The 21,678-nt window shown below is 32.8% G+C and carries 23 protein-coding genes and 3 pseudogenes; 19 read left to right on the top strand and 7 right to left on the bottom strand.

Features of this window, described 5'->3' with window-relative positions; all coding sequences use genetic code 11:
- The first annotated feature begins 38 nt into the window (after positions 1 to 38).
- Positions 39 to 830: an arylamine N-acetyltransferase family protein gene (locus tag LOK41_RS13545; RefSeq protein WP_241816986.1), complete on the top strand. Its 792-nt coding sequence runs from the start codon at positions 39 to 41 to the stop codon at positions 828 to 830.
- Between the two features lie 167 nt (positions 831 to 997).
- Here LOK41_RS13545 and LOK41_RS13540 read toward each other — a convergent pair whose 3' ends face one another.
- Positions 998 to 1,831, bottom strand: a complete 834-nt coding sequence (locus LOK41_RS13540; RefSeq protein ID WP_241816985.1) for a VanW family protein — start codon at positions 1,829 to 1,831, stop codon at positions 998 to 1,000.
- A gap of 568 nt (positions 1,832 to 2,399) precedes the next feature.
- Here LOK41_RS13540 and LOK41_RS13535 point away from each other — a divergent pair.
- The 7 genes and pseudogenes from LOK41_RS13535 (at position 2,400) to LOK41_RS13505 (ending at position 7,755) form a co-directional block, all read left to right on the top strand.
- Complete coding sequence (locus LOK41_RS13535) at positions 2,400 to 3,050, top strand: YdeI/OmpD-associated family protein (RefSeq protein ID WP_241817091.1); 651 nt, start codon at positions 2,400 to 2,402, stop codon at positions 3,048 to 3,050.
- 227 nt (positions 3,051 to 3,277) lie between these two features.
- Entirely contained in the window at positions 3,278 to 4,393 is a 1,116-nt protein-coding gene (locus LOK41_RS13530; RefSeq protein WP_241816983.1) for an NAD(P)/FAD-dependent oxidoreductase, read from the top strand.
- Positions 4,394 to 4,751: 358 nt separating this feature from the next.
- Entirely contained in the window at positions 4,752 to 5,171 is a 420-nt protein-coding gene (locus LOK41_RS13525) for a VOC family protein (protein WP_241816981.1), read from the top strand.
- 386 nt (positions 5,172 to 5,557) lie between these two features.
- Positions 5,558 to 6,121 carry a GNAT family N-acetyltransferase gene (locus LOK41_RS13520; protein ID WP_241816979.1) on the top strand — a complete coding sequence of 188 codons (564 nt, stop codon included), beginning with the start codon at positions 5,558 to 5,560 and terminating at the stop codon, positions 6,119 to 6,121.
- Between the two features lie 91 nt (positions 6,122 to 6,212).
- The gene (locus LOK41_RS13515) at positions 6,213 to 6,587 is read left to right on the top strand and encodes a nucleotide excision repair endonuclease (protein ID WP_241816978.1); all 375 of its coding nucleotides are present in this window, start codon (positions 6,213 to 6,215) and stop codon (positions 6,585 to 6,587) included.
- A gap of 68 nt (positions 6,588 to 6,655) precedes the next feature.
- Positions 6,656 to 6,838, top strand: a pseudogene (locus LOK41_RS13510) (hypothetical protein); the annotation flags it as partial.
- A gap of 137 nt (positions 6,839 to 6,975) precedes the next feature.
- Positions 6,976 to 7,755, top strand: coding sequence for an undecaprenyl-diphosphate phosphatase (locus LOK41_RS13505; protein WP_241816976.1), 780 nt, complete (start codon positions 6,976 to 6,978; stop codon positions 7,753 to 7,755).
- Positions 7,756 to 8,012: 257 nt separating this feature from the next.
- Here LOK41_RS13505 and LOK41_RS13500 read toward each other — a convergent pair whose 3' ends face one another.
- Positions 8,013 to 8,402, bottom strand: a complete 390-nt coding sequence (locus LOK41_RS13500; RefSeq protein ID WP_241816975.1) for a cupredoxin domain-containing protein — start codon at positions 8,400 to 8,402, stop codon at positions 8,013 to 8,015.
- 342 nt (positions 8,403 to 8,744) lie between these two features.
- Between LOK41_RS13500 and LOK41_RS13495 the strand changes: the two genes are divergently transcribed.
- The 4 genes from LOK41_RS13495 (at position 8,745) to LOK41_RS13480 (ending at position 11,701) form a co-directional block, all read left to right on the top strand.
- Positions 8,745 to 10,067: a glutamate synthase gene (locus LOK41_RS13495; RefSeq protein ID WP_174099810.1), complete on the top strand. Its 1,323-nt coding sequence runs from the start codon at positions 8,745 to 8,747 to the stop codon at positions 10,065 to 10,067.
- 91 nt (positions 10,068 to 10,158) lie between these two features.
- Positions 10,159 to 10,668: a GNAT family N-acetyltransferase gene (locus LOK41_RS13490; RefSeq protein WP_241816973.1), complete on the top strand. Its 510-nt coding sequence runs from the start codon at positions 10,159 to 10,161 to the stop codon at positions 10,666 to 10,668.
- Positions 10,669 to 10,700: 32 nt separating this feature from the next.
- Complete coding sequence (locus tag LOK41_RS13485; protein ID WP_241816972.1) at positions 10,701 to 11,222, top strand: YfiT family bacillithiol transferase; 522 nt, start codon at positions 10,701 to 10,703, stop codon at positions 11,220 to 11,222.
- Positions 11,223 to 11,227: 5 nt separating this feature from the next.
- Positions 11,228 to 11,701 carry a GNAT family N-acetyltransferase gene (locus LOK41_RS13480; protein WP_241816971.1) on the top strand — a complete coding sequence of 158 codons (474 nt, stop codon included), beginning with the start codon at positions 11,228 to 11,230 and terminating at the stop codon, positions 11,699 to 11,701.
- Between the two features lie 176 nt (positions 11,702 to 11,877).
- On the opposite strand, the gene LOK41_RS13475 is transcribed toward LOK41_RS13480, so the two are convergent.
- Entirely contained in the window at positions 11,878 to 12,255 is a 378-nt protein-coding gene (locus tag LOK41_RS13475; protein WP_241816969.1) for a PH domain-containing protein, read from the bottom strand.
- 191 nt (positions 12,256 to 12,446) lie between these two features.
- On the opposite strand from LOK41_RS13475, the gene LOK41_RS13470 reads away from it, so the two are divergent.
- From LOK41_RS13470 to LOK41_RS13445, 6 genes are all read left to right on the top strand, one after another.
- The gene (locus tag LOK41_RS13470) at positions 12,447 to 13,298 is read left to right on the top strand and encodes a patatin-like phospholipase family protein (protein WP_241816968.1); all 852 of its coding nucleotides are present in this window, start codon (positions 12,447 to 12,449) and stop codon (positions 13,296 to 13,298) included.
- 18 nt (positions 13,299 to 13,316) lie between these two features.
- Positions 13,317 to 13,709 (top strand): YxiJ-like family protein, encoded by a 393-nt coding sequence (locus LOK41_RS13465; protein WP_241816966.1) that lies wholly within the window; start codon positions 13,317 to 13,319, stop codon positions 13,707 to 13,709.
- Between the two features lie 114 nt (positions 13,710 to 13,823).
- A complete protein-coding gene (locus LOK41_RS13460) occupies positions 13,824 to 15,020 on the top strand; it encodes an alpha/beta hydrolase (protein WP_241816965.1) in 1,197 nt (398 codons plus the stop codon).
- Between the two features lie 21 nt (positions 15,021 to 15,041).
- Positions 15,042 to 15,449: a DnaJ family domain-containing protein gene (locus LOK41_RS13455; RefSeq protein WP_241816964.1), complete on the top strand. Its 408-nt coding sequence runs from the start codon at positions 15,042 to 15,044 to the stop codon at positions 15,447 to 15,449.
- A gap of 78 nt (positions 15,450 to 15,527) precedes the next feature.
- Positions 15,528 to 16,343, top strand: a complete 816-nt coding sequence (locus tag LOK41_RS13450) for a YwqG family protein (protein ID WP_241816962.1) — start codon at positions 15,528 to 15,530, stop codon at positions 16,341 to 16,343.
- Between the two features lie 278 nt (positions 16,344 to 16,621).
- On the top strand, positions 16,622 to 16,810 hold the full coding sequence (locus LOK41_RS13445; RefSeq protein ID WP_241816960.1) for a hypothetical protein: 189 nt from the start codon (positions 16,622 to 16,624) through the stop codon (positions 16,808 to 16,810).
- Positions 16,811 to 17,390: 580 nt separating this feature from the next.
- On the opposite strand, the pseudogene LOK41_RS13440 reads toward LOK41_RS13445, so the two are convergent.
- Positions 17,391 to 17,973 (bottom strand): annotated as a pseudogene (locus LOK41_RS13440) (LAGLIDADG family homing endonuclease).
- Between the two features lie 450 nt (positions 17,974 to 18,423).
- Between LOK41_RS13440 and LOK41_RS13435 the strand changes: the two are divergent.
- A pseudogene (locus LOK41_RS13435) lies at positions 18,424 to 19,231 on the top strand (erythromycin esterase family protein).
- Positions 19,232 to 19,391: 160 nt separating this feature from the next.
- On the opposite strand, the gene LOK41_RS13430 reads toward LOK41_RS13435, so the two are convergent.
- From LOK41_RS13430 to LOK41_RS13420, 3 genes are all read right to left on the bottom strand, one after another.
- On the bottom strand, positions 19,392 to 20,096 hold the full coding sequence (locus LOK41_RS13430; protein ID WP_241816959.1) for a hypothetical protein: 705 nt from the start codon (positions 20,094 to 20,096) through the stop codon (positions 19,392 to 19,394).
- Between the two features lie 102 nt (positions 20,097 to 20,198).
- Positions 20,199 to 20,657: a hypothetical protein gene (locus tag LOK41_RS13425; RefSeq protein ID WP_241816957.1), complete on the bottom strand. Its 459-nt coding sequence runs from the start codon at positions 20,655 to 20,657 to the stop codon at positions 20,199 to 20,201.
- A gap of 163 nt (positions 20,658 to 20,820) precedes the next feature.
- Positions 20,821 to 21,258 carry an NUDIX hydrolase gene (locus tag LOK41_RS13420; RefSeq protein WP_241816955.1) on the bottom strand — a complete coding sequence of 146 codons (438 nt, stop codon included), beginning with the start codon at positions 21,256 to 21,258 and terminating at the stop codon, positions 20,821 to 20,823.
- Between the last annotated feature and the right edge of the window lie 420 nt (positions 21,259 to 21,678).

The raw sequence follows: 21,678 nt of genomic DNA, 5'->3' as shown, positions 1-21,678 counted from the left end.
TATTCATAGTACAAAAAATTGTAGAGGAAGTGTTTTATATGACAGAATTACAGAAATTATTCTTTTCAAGATTGAATCTTGAGGAACAAAAAACACTTGAAATTGAAGACTTAAATATAATAATGCAGGCAATGGCTTACGAAATTCCCTTTGAGAATTTGGATATTGTAAAAGGTGATACAAAAGAAATTTCAAAAGAAAATTTACAAGAAAAAATATTAATAAATTCCCGTGGCGGTCTTTGTTATGAGTTGAATTCAATTATGTATTACTTTTTAAAAGATTGTGGTTTCGATGTTAAATTAGCATTAGGTACTGTTTATGATAGAGAAGCAGAAATTTGGGCTCTTGAGGAAGGGCATGTTACAACCATTTTAAATTATAATCATGCATTATATCTAATTGAAGTAGGGCTTGCTTCTGTTGTGCCTTTGGTGCTTGTTCCATTCACTGGTGAGGTTGTTAAGTCGATAAATGGTGAATATCGTGTTAGGAGAAAAAATACGGATAAAGGGTCCTACGTTTTAGAGAGAAGAGACGTTAATATATTACCTAAATCAGATGAGAAGAGAGAATGGAAATTATGTCATGCTTTTCATATAGATACTATTGATGAAAGAACCTTAAATCGAGTGCAAAAGAAAGTGGTAGAAGATGAAAATTCCCGCTTTAATAAAGGACCAATTGTTGTGAAACTTATGGATTCTGGGTACATTTCTTTAACAAAGGAAAGTTTAACTCAAACAATAAATGGTCAGAAAGATAAAAAGTTACTTACAGAACAACAATATACAGAGATATTACAGGATAAATTTAATATTAAACTGTAAAAACAATGTAATTTATATTTCATTTTGAGAACAAAGAAATGCTTAAGTTGATGGAGTTAAACTACTTTACCATCGACTTAAGCATTTGGGGTTTTTTTGAATAATTTCAGTTTACACAATGACATCATTTTTCACATTAGAGTCAGATTAATTACTGGTGCGCGAAATTAATGTCCACTTTCTTCATTATTACAAGTTAATAATGGTTCGTACATCATTATAGCGTGATTCTCCGTTACATATTGATTTTCTATAAACTGTTTCTGTTGGCTATATACTCTACGTTGAATAACATTATGTCTTATATAACCACCCCAGTATGCAGGTTGAATTGAGTGTTCTTTTTCGTAAACTTCATATTGATAAAGCTGCGGATAGGTTGTTCTCCATTCGCCAACTAAATGTGTATCTGTGATATAAAGGTGAAGTTGATACGATTGGTCCGTTTCATTTTTAATTTGTAAGTCCAAATAGTTATAGGAACAAGTTGCTCCACTTCCAAATGGTTGGGTCCGCTTGGAATCAGGAAAGACATCAAAGCTATGACGATATCGCTCTGTTACTGTAAGTGGTGTATGTAAGGTCATCCAATATATTAAATTTGAGAGTTGACAAAGTCCTCCTCCAATGCCTGCTTGAAAAGACCCATAGTGTAGTATCATACCTTCTACATACCCTTTTCTCTTCGTAGGCTTACCTATTAAACGCCAGTAAGAGAATGTTTCTCCCGGTCTAATAATGATACCATCTAGCTGTTTAATGGCAATCTTTAAATTAACAACTTTATTCTGTTGATACCACATATCTACATCCTTGAGTTTACGAAGTAATATCGTTCGGTGCTGAATAGCTGTACAGGGTAATTTTTCTTGTTGTAAAGTTTTTGCATATGTTTTTCCGTCTGTTAACCACTGGATGTACCTCTTTGTAGAGTAATACCATGTTCCTAGCATAATGCGATACTTAGATCGCTGTTTAGGACGTAAGTTCACTATATTCATTTTATTTCCTCTCTCTGACATGTTATAAAATACATTTGTATCGTAAAAAAACAAAAAAACCATATATTATAATATTTTTAATAAAATAAAAAAGAAAGCATTCGGCTCTCTTATTACATGTTTAAATAGGGTTTACAGATTGCTCTACAACAAGAATTATACCTTATCCTTTGTGGAAAATATACAGATACATTACTAAGTTTAGAGAGGGGAAAGATGTAATAGCCTTGAAATGGAGATATCGATTTTGGTATTACTTTCCCTCTAATTGAGCAGACAGGGATAGGGCGGTCCTTTTATTTAGTGCATATCGATCTATTTGTCAGCGCATTTACTAAATTGCACGGTTTGAAGGGTGCTCTATGTCCGAAACAGAGCGTGAGCTTCGGGAGTTTTTCGTCCAGAGGTTTACTAGATTACCGAAGCGATGAACCTTTAATATCGATTCGAACTTTATGAGTCTGTAACTATAAGGAACTGGCAGTAAACATATTCGATTTACCGCCGGTATCGCTTATAGTAATATTGTACTATAAAAACAACAATGAATAAAAAAAGGGAGCTAGCAATGACAATTATCGCTAAATTAAATCTTAATAAGTATACAAATATGGTGGTAGTCAACCAGCCAAATGATTATGATATTTTTACTGAACAAGCAACTACACTTTCTACAGACCATGATGCTATTTTCATTTTTGTAGAAACAATTGATGAGATGGTAAAGCACACACAACTTATTCTTAATAAACAGCTATTACTCGAAAAAGGCTATTTATTTTTTGCTTATCCGAAAAAAGGTAACACTCGTTATGAAACTTTTGTTCACAGAGATGAAATATTTCCAGCAATGAACGTTGGAGAAGATGGATATGTAGGTAATAGTGATATCAAATTTGCACGAATGGTAAGTATGGACGATGTCTTCACTGTCGTTGGTTTGAAACGTGAACAAAAGAAAGCTAAGAAGACATCAGCTGCTAGTCAATGCGTCTCTGATTATGTCGAAAACATTAAAGATGTAGAAGTGTTATTAGCGAATCATCCTAATGAACTTCAATTTTATCAAGATTTAACGCCAGGATATCAAAAGGATTGGGCGCGTCACATATTCTCAGCAAAACAGCAACAAACACGTGAAAAGCGTGCGCAGCAAATGATTGAAATCCTTTCACAAGGTTATAAATCAATTGATTTATTCCGCAGAAAGAAGAAATAACAGAGTTTCAAAAACACATCCTTGTTACATAAGGATGTGTTTTTTATGTGAAATTTACGATGAAAACTTATACGAATGGCATAAATAATAGAATGAAAAAGTTGAAAAAGCATCTCCTTCAAGTATACTGAATATGGTTCATCATTTATGAAATTTGCTATTTTGACTAAAAATAGTGATGGTATGTATATAAAACTTATAAGAAAGAAAAAGAAAAGGTGTTTGAAATGAAATCGTATATTGTAGTTGGAGCTGGAATTTTAGGGGCGTCTACTGCTTATCATCTTGCTAAAGAAGGAGCTGATGTTACTTTAGTTGATCGCCAAGATTTAGGGCAAGCAACGGATGCAGCTGCAGGTATTGTATGTCCGTGGCTTTCACAACGACGTAATCAAGCTTGGTATAAAATCGCAAAAGGTGGAGCGCGCTATTACGCTTCTTTAATTCAGCAATTAGAAGAAGATGGCGAAACAGATACAGGTTATAGCCGAGTAGGTGCTATTAGCTTACATACAGATGATAAAAAGTTAGATCAAATGGAAGAGCGAGCATATAAAAGGCGCGAGGATGCACCCGAAATTGGTGAAATTACTCGTCTATCGCCAGAGGAAACAAAAAAATTATTCCCGCTGTTATCAGAAGAATATGGAGCTGTACATATAAGTGGTGCTGCTCGTGTTAATGGAAGAGCACTGCGTCAATCTCTTGTAAATGCTGCGAAAAAACATGGTGCTACTTTTATAAAAGGAGATGCAGTTTTAATTCATGAAAATAATCATGTTAAAGGTATCCATGTAAATGGCGAAACATTAATTGTGGATCAAGTAATTGTCACTGCAGGAGCTTGGGCAAATGAATTACTAAAACCACTTGGTATTAACTTTCTTGTGACTTTCCAAAAAGCTCAGATTGTTCATTTGCATATGCTAAACATGGATACTGAAAATTGGCCAGTTGTAATGCCGCCAAACGATCAATACATTTTAACTTTTGAAGATGGCCGTATAGTTGTAGGAGCAACGCATGAAAATGATACTGGTCTTGATTATCGCGTTACAGCCGGCGGTTTGCATGAAGTCTTTGATAAAGCATTATCTGTGGCACCAGGGTTAGAAAATAGTACGATGTTAGAAACAAGAGTTGGTTTTAGACCATTTACACCAGGTTTCCTTCCAGTTATCGGTCCGTTACCTGATTTTAAAGGTATACTCGTTGCGAATGGTCTAGGTGCTTCGGGATTAACAGCAGGTCCATACTTAGGTGCTGAACTTTCGAAACTGGCTTTAGGACAACCGATAGAATTAGATTTAAGTCATTATGATGTAGCCGGTGCAATTGAATAGTTATTTGATATAGAAACAAAAAAAGATTAGGGTGTTATTCCTAATCTTTTTTTTGTTTCTTTTTACATTGTACGTAGTGAGTTCTTTTTTGCTCTTGTTGATGTTGTAAAGCTTCAGTCATGTTACTCCACTAAAGGACCATTTTCTTGAATAAAAGAAGGGACTATTCGTAAGTAAATCGAAGTTAATCAAAGGAGTAAATGTTCAAAGCACTTTTGAAAAAATATTCATTTCCACTGACATACTGTTTTCAGCATTAGAAGTTTACAATAGCTGTGGAAACAGCAACTAGGAAATTACTCGGCAACTCTAAATATTGATTATAATTACTTACTCAACATTGAGGAGGAAATCGATTATGAGCGACACAAAGACATTACGAGGACTCACCACCGTCAGTTTTTGGGCGGCTGATCTAGCGGCGGCAAAGAAGTGGTATGCTGAACTATTGGGCATCGCTCCATACTTCGAGCGCCCAGGATATGTCGAGTTTCGCCTCGGCGACTACCAGCACGAGTTGGGCCTGATCGATAGCCGCTATGCGCCCGATGGTTCGACGACCGGACCAGCCGGTGGTGCTGTCGTGTACTGGCACGTCGACGATGTGACAACAACTTTCGAGAAGCTACTGTCTATGGGAGCGAAAGAACATGAAGCACCCACAGTTCGCGGTCAGGGGTTCATTACTGCCTCCGTGATTGATCCTTTTGGGAACATCCTAGGCATTATGTACAATCAGCACTACTTGGAAGTTCTGGGTTCAACCAGGAAAGAGTGACCCGTGCTGTCTGCATTCAGCTTAACCTATGTCCAGTACATACCATTCGCATTGCTGGTATGCTTACACAATGTATTTTACAAAATCGTTTACACGAACAAATGAAAATGACCAATTAGTATTCTGCTAATGGGCGCATTAATTGAAGAAGGATCACAGAAATAATCAAAATTTTTTATGAAAAATGATTCAATTGAATATATTAAGAGTTTGTTTTGATTAATCTTTTTTCAAAATAAGCTCTTTCTTTTTGTTCGTTTACCAAGGGCATTAGTATCAATTTGATCAAATATTATTCTAAAGCACAAAGGGAAAATTTAATCGTTTTTGAGAAAAGCTATATGGATTGTAATTTTGAAATTAAGGAAATTAAGGAGTTGCCTTAGGTGGATCATGTTGAGATCAGAAGACCAATCATTGGTGATTATGAAGAGTTAAATCAATTTTTCCATACAGTTATTATAGATACGTTTGCTAAAGAGGGCTTATCGGAGTTGGTTGATGACATAAAAGATGAGATTGAAACAAAAAAGCAGTATTTGAAATGCGACTTTGATAGCGATGGGAAAAATCGATATTTTTTAATCGCTGTAGATAAACATTGTAATAAAATTATCGGTACAATTGAGTTTGGTCCATCAAGTAAACTTATTAATAGTTGTACAGATGGCGTATTAAAAGACTTATATGAAGTAGGGACTGTCTTTGTACTGCCGAATTATCAAAGACGCGGCATAGGGAATTTGCTTTTAAATGTAGTACTCCTTACCTTATTAAGTAGAGGGATTAAAGAATTCTGTTTAGATAGCGGGTATACGAACGCACAGAAAATATGGAAGAAAAAATTTGGAGAGCCTAACTTTTTGTTAAAGGATTATTGGGGCGAGGCGTATGATCATATGATTTGGAGAAAACGTATCAATGATATACCTATAATATTTAGTAAATAGCAAAAAACGGTATTTTTACTCAGCATGAATAGCTTTTCTTACATACATGTGCTATTATTTACCTTTACAATAAAAGAGGACGTGAAGCAACTTGATTAAAATTGATTTACCTGCAGTTGATGTTTCTATCACAGAAAGAAAACAAGTAATAAAAGGCGATGAACCAAGAATCACCCCAATTCATGGATTCATTGATTTCCACCTGTTCCCAAGAGATAAAGGCGGCATTTTTATGTTTTATAACATTAATGACGAACTTCTTTTTGTTGGGAAAGCACGTAAAATAAGACAACGTATTAAAAAACACTTTGAAGACAATGTTTCACCAATTAAAAATCATCGTGATGAAGTATACCGCATTGATGTATGTATTGTAGAAGATCCAATGGAAAGAGAAATTTACGAAACATATATGATTAACGAGTTTCAAGCGAAGTATAATGTGGATAAAGTATTTTATAAATAAAATCAATGTAAAACATGATCTTGGTACTACATCAAGATCATGTTTTTTTATATGCAATAAAAAACATTAGTGATGTGTGGGCAACTAGTAGTTATGAGGTTGAAAAAGGCGAGACCTCTACTATTACTAAGGAATTAAAACCTGGGGATGTAAAGAGAGAAAATAAAGTTTATGTGATTAATAAAGAAAAGTTTGATACGGGTAAATGGTATGTTCTTGTTAATCATGAGCATAAAGAACAAATTAAATAGGGTTTATGTTAAGAGGGGATATACCCTCTTTTTTTGTTGTCTGAAAAAGTTCTTAAATCTTGAATTCCTTTTCCTTTCTTTCATAACAGGTAAAAACAAACATATACTGGTACAAGCAAACAAGAAAGGAGACCATCATGAACTGGTTAGAAGCTTTTATATTAGGAATTATTCAAGGATTAACGGAATTTTTACCTATAAGCAGTACGGGACATTTATATTTAGGAAGACATTTATTCAATTTAGATGAAGCGGGTCTGTTCTTAGATACAATGCTTCATATTGGGACACTGATCGCTGTGTTTATTTATTATAAAAAAGAGTTTGTGTATTTGATGAAAACCCCATTTTCAAAACTTACTTTTTTACTTATTGTTGGAACAATTCCAGCGGTCGTTATCGGGCTATTATTTAAAGATTTCTTTGAAGAAATTTCAAAAACAGGTGTAACAATTGGATGGGAGTTTTTAGTGACCGGTTTGTTTTTATATATGGCAGAGAAACAAAAAAATGGACGTAAGAAAATGGATGATATTACATATCAAGATGCTTTTATTATTGGTTCGTTTCAAGCGTTTGCTATTTTCCCAGCAATCTCTCGTTCTGGTATGACAATTGTCGCTGCGCTTTGGAGAAAGTTAGATCGTGAAACAGCGGCTTATTTTTCTTTTTTATTATCGACACCTGCTATCGTTGGCGCTATCGTTTTACAATCTGTGGATGTGTTTCAAGGGAAAGCTGAAACGATTTCAAGTACGTCGTTAATCATTGGAGCTTTATCTGCTGCATTTTTCGGATATATTGCGGTATCTTGGATGATTCAATATTTAAAACAGCATTCCCTTAAAGTGTTCGCGTATTATGTATGGGCTTTAGGTGTTTTAATTTTAACTTTACAGTTCACTGGCGTATTTTAAGGGAAAATCCTTAAAATACAATCAAGTAGTAAGCGGATTTTATGCTGGGTCTTGCTGGTGGATATTATTAGATAAACTTAACACCGTTATTTTTTTCTACAATTAATTAAATCATCCTTTTGAACAAGCTTCCCTCTTTACTTTTTTATAAGAGTATCCGTTTGCGGAGGGGATTTAGCTGTTATAATAATGTCTGGGTAATAATAAGTAAGTTCCCGTTGCTTATTAAACAAGCAAGGCCCGATTGGCCCTGCTTGTTATTTGACTATTACTTGTCCATCCATTCCTTTCTGGAAATGGTACCGACATATCAGTTCATATGTACCGGGCTTGTTAGGTTTCACGGTAATGTTTTTTTCTTTTCCCGGCTGGACTTCGGCGTCAATTCCGAGTTTTTCCACTGTGAAGGTGTGCTCTTTATTACCTTGGTTTTTCAATATCAACGTTGTCGTTCTTCCAATCGGAATAGTGATGACTTTCGGATTAAAGTAATCATCGTTCAACTCGACCTCAATCACTTTCACTGGCTCAATAGGCTGTGTTACGACGCCGGATTCGGCAAATACACTGAGTGAGCCTAGCGTTGTCACAACCACAATCATTGCAAGGAAAACGACCAATCCAGTTAACCGCTTTTTCACAGACATTCGCAATCCTTCCTTTCCTAAGTACTATTGTTTTCCAATTAATAAAATATTATCATTATAAATGGGATTCCAACGTGCTTCAAATAGTAACTCTTTTATCTGAAACAATGACAGAGAAAAAAGATTGACTCTAATAACGACCTTATGGAATCCATTCTTCTTCAATTAATCTGCACCATTAGTTTAAGTGTAATACTTCACATTCAAATAAAATATTTTCATCATCTTCAAGTTGATCTTCCATAATTTGGACCTATTGTTGAACAAAGGAACGCTCTACAAAAAAGATCTTTTTAGAATTTTATTTTAAAGTCACAGAAATATCTATCAGGAGGTAAAAGAATGTTAGAAAAAGCAATCGTTATTGGTGGAAGTATAGCTGGAAAACTAGCAGCAAAAGCTCTATCAGATTTTTTTCAAGAAGTAATGATTTTAGAAGCAGGCGAAGAGTGGAATGAAAAAAGCCCTCGAAAAAAAGTGCCCCAAACATATCATCCTCATGTGTTATTAAAAGGTGGTGAAGGAGCAATTGAGAAATTATTCCCGGCAATTATGAACCAATTAAAAGAAGATGGTGGTATTGTAAATAATTTTACGGGAGATTTGAAATGGCATCATTTTGGTTTATGGAAACAACCATTTATTGGAGAGTTGAATGCGGTTCAACAGAGTCGTCCTATGCTTGAGTGGCATATACAAAAAAGAATGAGTGAAGTAACTAATATTACGACGAAATATGAAACAGTAGTTGAACAATTGATAATCGATCCACATCGTAACAAAATCTCTGGTGTGAAAACAAAGTGTTTAATAACAGGAATGAAAAAAGATCTTCACGCAGACCTAGTTGTTGATACGAGCGGATTTGGTTCAAAAAATATAGAGTGGTTAGAAACACAGGGCATAGATGTAAAAGAAGAAAAAGTATGGATTCAATTGTTTTACGCGACTAGGGTATTCCGTCTAAAACAGAATGAGCGTCCTGATTGGTGTAATTTACTTATTTCCCCTAGTTTTCCTGAAAATCCTTATGGTGCCTTTATTCAAACGATTGAAGACAATCATTATTTCGTGACTTTTAGCGGATATGCCAATGAAAAGGCACCAAAAACAGATGAAGAGCTCCTTGCATTTGCTCATAAGTTACCTGCCCCAGATGTCATTCATTTTCTTGAACAAGCAGAACCGATTACAGATATAAAAATACATAAGATCCCTTACCAAGTTCGTCGGCGTTTCGATTTAGTGAAAAATATGCCAGAAGGATTTTTAGTAATTGGAGATGCTCATTGTCGCTTTGATCCGGTTTTTGGACAAGGAATTTCTGTCGCTGCTATGGAAGCTGAAGAATTACAAATGTGTTTAAAGAAGGGGAAAGCATTAGAGAAAGGATTTACTCGTGGCTTCTATAAGCGAATTTCGAAAATTATTAAAACGCCGTGGGAAATGGCTACTACAGAGGCATTCCGTCATCCTAAAATAAAAGGGGAGAAGTCTTTTATACAACCATTTCAACAATGGTATACGAAAAAAATATACCAGCTTTCTGCGAATAATCCAGACATTTATATTCGTTTAGTTAGAGTAATGAATCTTATGCGTAGTCCTCTACATCTTTTTCATCCTAAGGTATGGTTTGCTATTCTTAAAACTCGACAAAAATAAAGGGGGTTAATCCTAATACTTATAGTAGGGAATTAACTATTAAATGGCGAACTTATAATAGTTAATTGAATAAAAAAGGAATGAATTATGAATGGAAATATACATAGAAAAATTAAAGGAGCAAGATGCAGAAGAATTGTTTGCTTTTGAGTGTTGTAACAGAGATTTTTTTGAAAAGATGGTACCAAGTTGTGGTGATAATTACTATGTTTATGAGACGTTCCAGCCAAAACATGATGGATTGTTAAAGGAACAAAAAGAAGGAATTTCTTACTTTTATCTTATAAGAAATATGAAAAAATCAATTGTGGGCCGAATCAACTTAGTAGACATTGAGAGAGATAGACAATCAGGATATCTTGGCTATCGTGTAGGAAAAGATTTTGTTGGAAAAGGAATCGCAACTAAAGCCGTCCAATTACTCCTAAATCAAGCAGCAAAAAAGCAAATTACTGAAATTCATGCAAAGACAACAAATACCAATGTTGCTTCACAAATTGTATTGGGGAAAAGTGGATTTTTACGTACCGAAATTGATAAAACAGCTACAGAGTTAAATGATTTCATTCATTACGTTTGGAAGCATACTAAAATGTTATAAAAGAAATTTTAAAACAAAAGGGGAACAATGCAATGAAGGACTTACGTTATCCAATTGGGACGTTTACTTATGAAGGAGATATTACGGAGGAAATAGTAGAAAAGTGGATTCAAGAAATTGAAAATCTCCCTAAAGAATTAACAACAGCAATTAAAGATTTAGATAAAGATCAGTTAGATACACCGTATCGAAAGGGTGGATGGACAGTACGACAAGTTGTTCATCATGTAGTTGATAGTCATATGAATAGCTATATTCGTTTTAAGTTAGCTCTTACAGAAAATAATCCAACTATTAAACCATATATGGAAGAGAAATGGGCAGAACTCCCTGATTCAAAATTACCTGTAGATGTTTCTCTTGTATTATTAGATTCCTTACATAAAAGATGGGTAAACTTATTAAACTCTTTAGAACAGGAAGACCTTGAAAAAACTTTTAATCATCCAGAATCAGGTGAAACAAAACTAGAGGTCGCAATTGGATTATATGCATGGCACGGTCTTCATCACACGGCACATATTACTTCTTTACGGGAAAGATCAGGGTGGTAATTGCTATGGAAGTCATATTAGAAAGAGCAATCGGGTTTGATGCAGAATCTATTTTTAATATTCAAGTACAGGCATTTAAACCGTTATTAGAAAAATATAAGGACTATAAAACGAATCCTGCTAATGAAACGATTGATAAAGTAATTGCAAGAATAAACAATCCTAATGGTGGGTTATATAAAATATTAGTTGATAATACTCTTGTGGGAGCTATTTGTGTATTTTGGAAAGCTACGACGACACAATTCTGGATTAGTCCTATGTTTATTCTACCTAATTATCAAGGGAAAGGGATTGCTCAGAAAGCACTCACTTTAATAGAAAAGATGTTCCCACAAGCAATTAGTTGGGAATTAGCTACAATCCTTGAAGAAGAACGCAATTGTTATCTATATGAAAAAGCGGGTTACACTCAAACGGGGTTAAAAAAGAAGTTGAATAATCATACAACACTTATTTATTATAAGAAGACATTATAATAAATTTTAAGGGATAGATAAAACAGAGTAAGTCTGTATTGTCTATCCCTTTATTGTGGTTCTTATAATGCAATGATATGGAATGTCTTTTTGTATTTTTAAAAGTTTTTAATGCATGTTGTTCCAAAAAATACGGGGTATATACTTTTAGTTTTGTATAAATATACAAAAAGTGGCTATTTCGTTGTGTATTTTACTAGTGCTTTTTGAACACTTAAAATACTGTCATCGCCTTTAAATTCTTTTGTGATTGGTTCGTGCATGCCAGATATCCAAATTTTAAGTTCAGCATCTAAATCAAAATGTCCTGCTGTTTCAATGCTAAATTGTGTGATGCTTTTATATGGAATAGAATGATGTTCTGTTTTCTTACCAGTTACCCCTTGTTTATCTACTAAAATCATTCGTCGATTTGTAAATACAATTAAATCTCGGATTAATTTATACGCATACTCAACTTGTTCATCATCAAGCATAATCTTTTCTAAGTCACGCTCAACATTTTCTACACTCGTATCAGATGCATTTCCTAAAATGCCACTAAATAAACCCATATGAAATTCCTCCTTTATAATCTGTGGAATGAGTTTCTTTTATTGTATCACGTAATAGGATAAGAGATTCTTACAATGCAGCAAGAGCTTTTTGAAGTGAATGCAATGAATTTATTAATACTTCATCATAATATCTTGTGCTAAAATATAAGTGTTTATAAAATTAAGAAACAAATGCAGAGGGAGTATACATGAAAAATATCGGTTTAGTATTAGAAGGCGGAGGCATGAAAGGATTATATACAGCTGGTGTACTCGAGTACTTTATGGAAAATGATTTATTTTTCCCATATGTAGTTGGAGTATCCGCAGGAGCATGTATGGGTGCAACTTATTTGTCTCGTCAAAAGGGAAGAAATAAAAAAGTAAATACAGAGTTAGTGTCTGATCATCGCTATATATCTTATCGGAATTTTATACGAAAACGAGAATTGTTTGGTATGGATTTTCTTTTTGATGAAGTACCTAATAAAATTGTGCCGTTTGATTTCCAAACTTTTTTATATACAAATGAGCAGTTTGTAATCGGAACAACAGATTGTGAGACAGGACAAGCTGCTTATTATAATAAGCAAGAGCACGGGGATGATATATTGAAAATCATTCGTGCATCAAGTTCTGTGCCATTTATCGCTCCAGCTGTAGACTATGATGGTAAAAAACTTTTAGACGGAGGAATCATTGATCCTATTCCTGTTCGAAAAGCACAAAAAGATGGATATAAAAAGAATGTTGTTATTATGACGAAACCGGAAGGATATGTGAAAAAACGTAATAGATTTTCGCCTATGGCAAAGTATATATATAGACGATACCCGAAAATCTCGGAACTTTTAGTAGAACATTATCGGTTTTATAACGAAACCGTTTCTTATATGTCTTCAAGTTCACAAAAAGAAAATTTCTTTGTCATTCAACCAAGTGTGCAACTTCCTATTAGTGGGATTGAAAGAAATAAAGATAAGCTTGTTGATTTATATAATCTTGGGTATCAGGATGCAAAAGAACAGTACGATAACTTATTGCGATGGATAAATAACTAAGAAAATTGAGGTGAGCAATTGATATTAGGAAAAAAGGTGATTTTTGAAGAGTTAAAGAAACTATATAGCCATTTGCATAAACCATTCCCATATCTCGATACACGTAACATGTATCGAGATTCTAAGAAGATGTTTTCTGAGGATGATTGTATAAATACTGATTTGGATCTATATTGGATGAATATTTCAGGGACATTAAGTTATGTGTTAAATGGAAGGATAGAAAAAATTCCATTTGAGCAAATAAAATTATTTCGCGTATCATTTTTTGATCACTTTAAACAATTTCGCTTTTTAGAAAAACATATTGAAGATTACCACTTATTCTATAGAGACTATATGTATTATGAAAGAGCACGTAAATTATTACTTTATTATCTGACTTATGAAAAGACCCAACACACAGACTAAACTTGTTTGTGTGTTTTTTGTTCATAAAATATATAACATTAGTAACTTGTTTATATAGAGATTTATTTGCAAAAAAAGAAGTACATATAGAATATAGTAAAGGAGGGAGTCAAAATGAAGTCAATCATAAGTCCTAAGATAGCTGAACTTGCGGATCAATTAAATAATGGAAATACACAAGCTATGCATTTATTTCTACATGAACTCAAAACAAATAGAACACCGATTATAGAAACTTGTCCAATGAATAGGCAGTATTACCTTATAACTTACATATGGCTAGGAGATAAAGAAACTGAAAATGTATATGTGTTTGGTAGTTACCCAGGTTGGGACCTTCATTCTAATCGACTAGAACGGCTTTCAGACACGAATTTATGGTACAAAACGTTTCGAACGAATGAAATGTTTATTTCTACCTATCACTTTTCAGTTAATGATTATTTTGAACATGATTGGATAGCACGTAGTGAACAGTATCAGTTAGATTCATTTAACAATAACATATTCGGAAAAGGAAAAGATAAAGCAGCTGTTTTAGAAATGGGAATGGAAATGCAGTACGATAAAAATTCCCCTCAAAATTATAATCCTAAGGGGAAAGTTGAAACATATTCTTTTTACAGTTCTATTTTAGGTAATACACGGAAAATCCATATTTATACACCTCATGATTATTCTCGCACTTCAAACCTTCAAAACCTTCTTATAACATTTGATGGAAAGACATTTATGCAAAATCTTTCAGCACCAGCAACACTCGATCATTTCATACATAAACAAGAAATCCCTTCTTGTATTGTTATTGGCATTGATCATCATGTAGATCGATTAAATGAGCTTACTTACAACGACAAAATGAACTCATTTTTAACAGAAGAGTTATTTCATTGGATTCAAACAAAATATCATGTACATAAGGATCCAGCGCATATAACAATTGCAGGTTTAAGTCTTGGTGGTCTAGCAGCATTTTATGCAGCACTTCAGAATCCTCATATTTTCGGAAATGTGCTGTCTTTGTCAGGTTCTGTGCATTGGAAGAAGGACGGATATGAAGAGAAACTTCCTTGGATAGAGAAACAATTTTTATCACTTCATCATGCATTGCAATTACGTATGTATATGGCAGCTGGCACGCTTGAAAACGAACCGCTTTTAAAGGCTAATAGAAACCTCTCTAAGACACTTAGAGAAAAAGAGTATCTGGTTGCCTATGATGAGTATCAAGGCGGTCATGACGAAATCTGGTGGCGCGAAAAGTTTGCTGAGGGGGTACTAGCTCTAAATCATTCAAAAGCAACACTTTAAAAAGAAGGGGAGGAAGAAATTATGAATGAAAAGGATATAGATAAAATGTTGAAAAAGCAAGAGATTTTAGTAAAGGATGAGAAAGTTTGGTCTTATACATATGAAGATCATATTAGTTCTATCATTAAACGTGCAGAAAAAGCAGGTGCTTTCGATAATTTATCTGGCAAGGGGAAGCCGCTTAATATCGATAAAAACCTTTCTTATCATCCCGAAAAGCAACTTTATAAAACGTTGAAAGATAACCACGTTTTACCTAGATGGATTGAGCTTTCGAAGGAAATTGATTATTTAAAAGAGAAACTGAAAGAGATTACAGATTCTATAGAAGCAGAGAAGTTAATTGAAACTATTAATAAAAAAGTGTCAGAACATAATCTTTTGTGTCCACCAACTGCACAAAAGATGAGAGTGAAAATGGATTTTTAGTATTTTTTCCTAAGTCTTTCGCTTGTTATATAATTAAGATAGGTTTATTTTACTTATTATGTAAGGGGGGAATGGAGAATGACAAATACATATCATTTACAAGTACCAAAGCAGTTAGAGCCGTATAGAAATATTATAGAAAAAAGTGTGAGACCTTATATTAAAGTTACAGGAAAACTAAGTGAAACAACGCTATTTCAAAGTAAATTCGGTAAGTACCCATATTTGCCGCTTCATCATACACATCCCAAAGGTTCAAATGGGAAACCGCTGATGTTACTAGCGCAATTGAATCTTGAAGAAATTCCACAAATTGAATATATGCCAACAAAAGGACTGTTGCAGTTTTTTGTAAACGGTGAAGATGACATTTTTGGTGCTAATTTTGATTGTTTAACAGAACAAAAAGATTTTCGAATTATTTATCATTCTGAAATAATTTATGATGAATCGCAGCTTGTAACGGATTTTAGTTATTTGAATCATTTGAATTTAGAATATTTTGTTATACCGCATGCTGCTAAATTAACATTTGAACTAGCCTATCAACCTATAACAATAGAAGATTATCGTTTTGAATCGCTTTTTCAAGATACAGTTGATATAGAAGAGATCATTGATAACGAAGAGGGAATAGAATTTGGCGAATTGTATGAGGAGTCTTTTAGAGGTCAAGGGCATCAAATAGGCGGATATCCATTCTTTACACAAACAGATCCAAGAGATTGGCAAGAATCTTATCAAGAACACAACATTTTATTGTTACAAATTGATACAGATGATTCTTTAGGGATTATGTGGGGAGATTGTGGCGTTGCGAATTTCTTTATAAGAAAAGAAGATTTAATCAAGTTAGATTTTACTAATGTACTTTATAATTGGGATTGCTGTTAAGGAAATGCAAGGCCGCTTTCTACATGAGTATATGGAAGGTGGCCTTATTCTTCGCCCTAAAAGAATTTTTTTCTATTTTCAGCAGGTGGAATGCTATCAGAAAGCGGGGAAGAGGGGTTACGACAATTACAAAACTTTGTGACCTTATCGTATAGTAGAGATCAATCCTTCATTTTGTAAATCTCCCTCAAATTATCGAAGGAAATAAAATAATTACATTAGAAGTAGAAAACTTAATGAAAAAAGATTGACAATATTACCATCCAAAAGGCTGGACAATGATTGAAGGTGCCGCAACACATCGCTTTTTTATTGAAGCACCGATTCAAGATTCGTCCCTGGGTGGTTTTATTCGTTCTACAGATACAGAGAAATACATTTGTTATGTAAATACGTATCAACCTAGAATTTATCAAGATTTTAGTCTGGTTCATGAACTCTTATTAAACAAAACCACATTATGTTAACTAAGGAGAAATTTCAAGATACATAGCAAACAATATGTAGTTAAGTACTAAATTCACTTACATTTAACAAATAAGATATAGATGTAACGATTAAAATTTGGAGAGAAATTTTATAAATGAATTGATTGATTAAAATCGGATTTAGTTTATAAAAATTTTTCATTCATAAATTCATTTATAATCTTCAGTATCATAATCATAAATACATCAGTAAAATTTCAGCATAAATTTGCTGTGATCTACAAAATTATAATTAGATGTAAATCGCGTTGAAAATCCTCGTTTTATCTCAAAATGTATAGTTTACTCGCTATATGAGACCTAAAAACCTTTTATTTATATAACTTCTGATAATATATATTATGTCTACTAGAAAAAAGTAGTAAACTTATTTATAGTTATTACTATCTTTCCCCTTCGCTATCTAAATTTTTTATTTTCAATCACCGTTAGTTTTGGATACTTCAATTACTTTTTGAGTAAGCAGATATAATGTACAGATAAAAAAACAGTACGTACGCTAAATAATTAGTCGTGCATACGTACTGATCGAGTTTGTTTTAGTATAAATTCACAAAAACTATTTTTTTAGTTGGAAAATTTCATGTTTTCGTTGTAAAAATAATTCTTTGTCGGTATAAATCCATTCCGAGAATTTTTTAATGGTATTTTTACCACTTAAATATATACGATATTGTTTTTCTTTATTAATGAATTTTGGTTGATAGTTGTATTCCGTAAGAATTTGTTTTAAAGAATTCATAAAGTGATATGAACCACCAACAAAACTTACGAAATTTCATGATTTTGCTATTTAAATTTAACATATAAACGCCAGTGTTTTTATTTTGGTACAACGGCTGATTTGAATTGAGTTCGATTTTTATATCTTCTAAAATTCTCGATTCTTTTTGAGAAATACTTACGGTTTGATTATCTTTTGTAATGACACCATCTGCAATAAAAAATCCTAATATATATGCCGTATTATTAGACCAATTCTTAAAGTAATCTTCATTTAAATGATATTTTCGTTTCCAGCTCCCTCTTGCTCTCTTTTCAACATTGTTATCCGTTAAAACCATCCGAACATATCTAGGTGAAACATTAGCCATTTTTGCAATATTTGACGTGCTCTCCCCTTTTAAATAAAGCTTAATCATTTCGTCTTTTTCCAGTGTACATTTAGACTTCTTTTTGCTCCTGTCAACCACTTTGATTCTCTCCTTTTAATAGATATAAATTAGGTGTGCATCTTCTTCTATATCATAGAAAAGAACTAATGTTCTGTCTATTTTAGCTATTGAAATTGGAGTAACATTTTTATTCACTGTAGATCTTCATACCCTCCCTTTTTTCTGCTGCTATCTGCTCTATATTTGGAGCAACTATATAGCATACTTCCTCGGGTTCTCTTCTGGGGATTATTTTTACATCTTTTTAATTGGTAGAATTTTTAAATTTAACAGAATTATTTCCTTTTTCTTTTTGATTTGTATAAATTATATCCTTTAGTATAGATGTATAAATCTAATTGCATCCATTTTGTTTACATGAATCATAGATGATTAGGTTTATGTAATAAAGTTTATATAAATTTAGGAGGGGTATGTGTGTTTTCGAAATGGAAAAAAAGATTAGTAACTACTTTATTTGCACTAACAATGTTTTCGACTGTAGCATCTGCTGAAGAATTACTTGCAGATCAACAAAAATGGCAGAAATGGGTTAGTGAACATGCATTTAAATTACAGGAACCCACTACTGCTAGTTCTAATGAGGATTTATCATTTTTAAAGAAAACCTTACAAGACAAACGTATTGTCTTATTAGGTCAATCTACTCATGGTTCAACCGAAATGAATCAATCAAAAGTTCGAATGCTTAAGTATTTGCATGAAGAAATGGGTTATGATGTGATTGCATTTGAATCAGGCTTTGCAGAAGCGAATGCTGTGTATCAAAATATAGATGATTTAACAGCTGAACAAGCTATGAAGAAAGCTATTTCTAACGTGTGGTCTACAGAAGATAATGATCCAAGATTGGACTGAAACCTACAAATATGGATTCTTAGGGCCAAATATGATAGATTATCTGTCAAAACGTATAAAAGACCAAATGTATACTATTGGTTTGTTTGCATATAGTGGAAGTAGCCTAGACTCTATAGACAATAAAACTATTATCTATGTAAAGGAAAAACATGAAGCCAATAGTATTGAGCAAGTTTTAAAAGCTGCGCACCATCCGCAAGTATTTGTAAATTTAAAAGGTGAGGAAAATCGCCCTGAAACTTCTTGGATGTATACGCCTATTATAGGACAGTATTGGGGAGTAACAGATGAAATTATGATACCTAATCAGCAATATGATGGAATTCTATGGTTAGAGCATATTAGTCCTTCACGAATTAAATAAAACAAAAATCGCTATCAGTACAGAGATAATAAAATTATTTAATTGTATCTCAAAAATAAAAAAGCCTTCTGTATATTTGAATGACAGAAGGCTTTTAAAGTTGTTAAAAAATCTAAACTTATTATAGAAAATAGAAATACTTTTTATTTTTATGTTAGTTTCATTTGTTTTCTGGAAATAGCTTATTGAACAATGAATAAGGAACCGTTTTTTTTATTAACAATTCGTAAACTTCAGCACCAACATCATGTAGAGTTACATAGGCGAAGAAATCTTCTGTTGTATCCAACAACGAAAATGTGTTTTTAAGTCTATTCATTACATTGATTCCTATTAAAACCAGCTGCTCTTCAAAAAACGATTTATGAAATGCTATCTTTCTTTCAACATTAAGTATTGGATGCTCCGTATTTATACAATAGTATGCATTTGAGATTTCTTCTAATTGTGGGGTGGTTAATTCATTGAAAAAGGTAAACGGAAATGATGAATCATGGTACCGAATTCCATATAAGCTATTAAGCTCTTCTTCTGATTCATCAGAATACCATTTATCAACTAGCTTTCCGTATGCCTGTTCGGTATTTATTGATATACCAAAGTAGCCTCCCTCAGTATCGACGTACAATGCGAGTACAAATACATCTTTATTATTTTCAGAATGAGAAAATTTTTCTATGACATTAGAACATGTCTCAAAAAATAAATCTTCAACATACTTAAAATCAGCTAAAAATATATCTTTTTCATTTGAGATATCTTCAAAATATTCAATAGTTTTTTCAGGAGTATAAACAATAAAACCTTTTTGAGTTGACTCCCAATCTCCATTAATGACTTGTTTAAGAAATGTGTTATAATCCATGGTTTTACCCCTTTTTCCATTTGTTTCTATGTACTATTTGTTTGTAATAACGACAAGAAAATATATAAGGCGTTTTTAATATTAATGCAAAGCAACTATTACTTATATAATCGTATAGTCATCAAAATATTGATCGATACTTTGTAGTTTTTCTACTTTAAAATTTATAATAGCAAAAGAACTCTCTTCTAGATGTAACTTTTCATCTAATGTAATAATGTTGTCATCTTTATCAATCAATATAAATGAATAAACACCCTCTAGAGTAGCTGTTACTTTTCCTAGCGCTTTTTTATCTAACCATAAAGACAATCCCGCAAACAAAGAAGCAGTAACAAATACTTTGTTATCAATGAATTCAATTTTCATATAGTCTGGACTGCCAATATCAAATAGATCAATGTAATTACATTTCGAATTACCGTATGCTTTTGTAAAATAATCAATAAAACTACTAATAAACATCTCTTTGTTATTCAAACTTCCTAGTATTTCTCCGCTTTCATTCAGAATAAGTTCTTCAAGTTTTTCGCTTTTAAATATTTCGTTATATACTTGCATAGTTATCCCTCCTCCCCCTCTATTTTTTCTGTACATAATGATTAAAAGGTGATACTTTCAGTAATATTTTGAATCGATTACTCTAATATATTTTCAATGGAATATTCTTGGTTATCAAGTATCGTTCCTCCCATATCTGTTTCATCTTAAAATAAATGTTTTATTACTCGTGAATAATTGTCCCATTAAAAATATATGGTACAGTTTCTTTTCTTTGCAATAGACCTTTTAAATGTTCGGGAAGTCGTAAATATGTTTCTACAGTTTGTAACTTCATCCATGTAATTTCCCCGATTTCTTCAGGCCTTGATATATGTATTTCTCCACCTGTAATTTTTCCTACAAAGTTAATAAACATAGCATGGTGCCCTTTTTCTTCAAAAAATGCTTCACTTATTGAAAAAATCCCATCTACCTCTATATCTAATCCTGTTTCTTCTTTTACTTCGCGAATGGCTGCTTCTTCTAACGTTTCACCAACTTCAACTGCACCGCCTGGTAAAGTGAAATAAGAACCATTTTTCCCTATATTTTTAACCATCAATGCTTTTTCTCGAAACGTATCATAAAGTAGTACGTATGTTACAGTTACTTTTTCCATATGAACCCCTTAATAAATTCCTAATATACAGTTCTATATAAAGCGTTGTATTCCCTTGCTAGTAAATTTAAAATGTAATTATATGGAGTTTTTAGGGTATCATTTATTTTTATTTATTAGTAGAAAAAATGATTGTAGATGGATGAAATAAAACCTCATAAAAAGAAAAGACATAAGTGGAGAACGTTTAATGAATTTTTAATTCAATGTGGGGTTAACATCAAAAAATTGTTTGAAGGATTATTTATTTTAAGTCTATTAGGTGCATTTGTGGAATTTGGTTGTTACATAGTGGATTCAAAATCGCATAGGGAATTGACTGTTATAATTTGCTTTATGGTAACGTACTCTGGAAATAAACAATTTAATTCCCTCTTAAAAGAGCCCTAATATTCAATTAGGGCTCTTTTCTATACAAAA

This window comes from Bacillus sp. TL12 (genome assembly GCF_022625245.1).
In the GTDB taxonomy this organism is placed as follows: Bacteria; Bacillota; Bacilli; order Bacillales; family Bacillaceae_G; genus Bacillus_A.
This window is presented reverse-complemented; position numbering and strand designations above follow the sequence as displayed.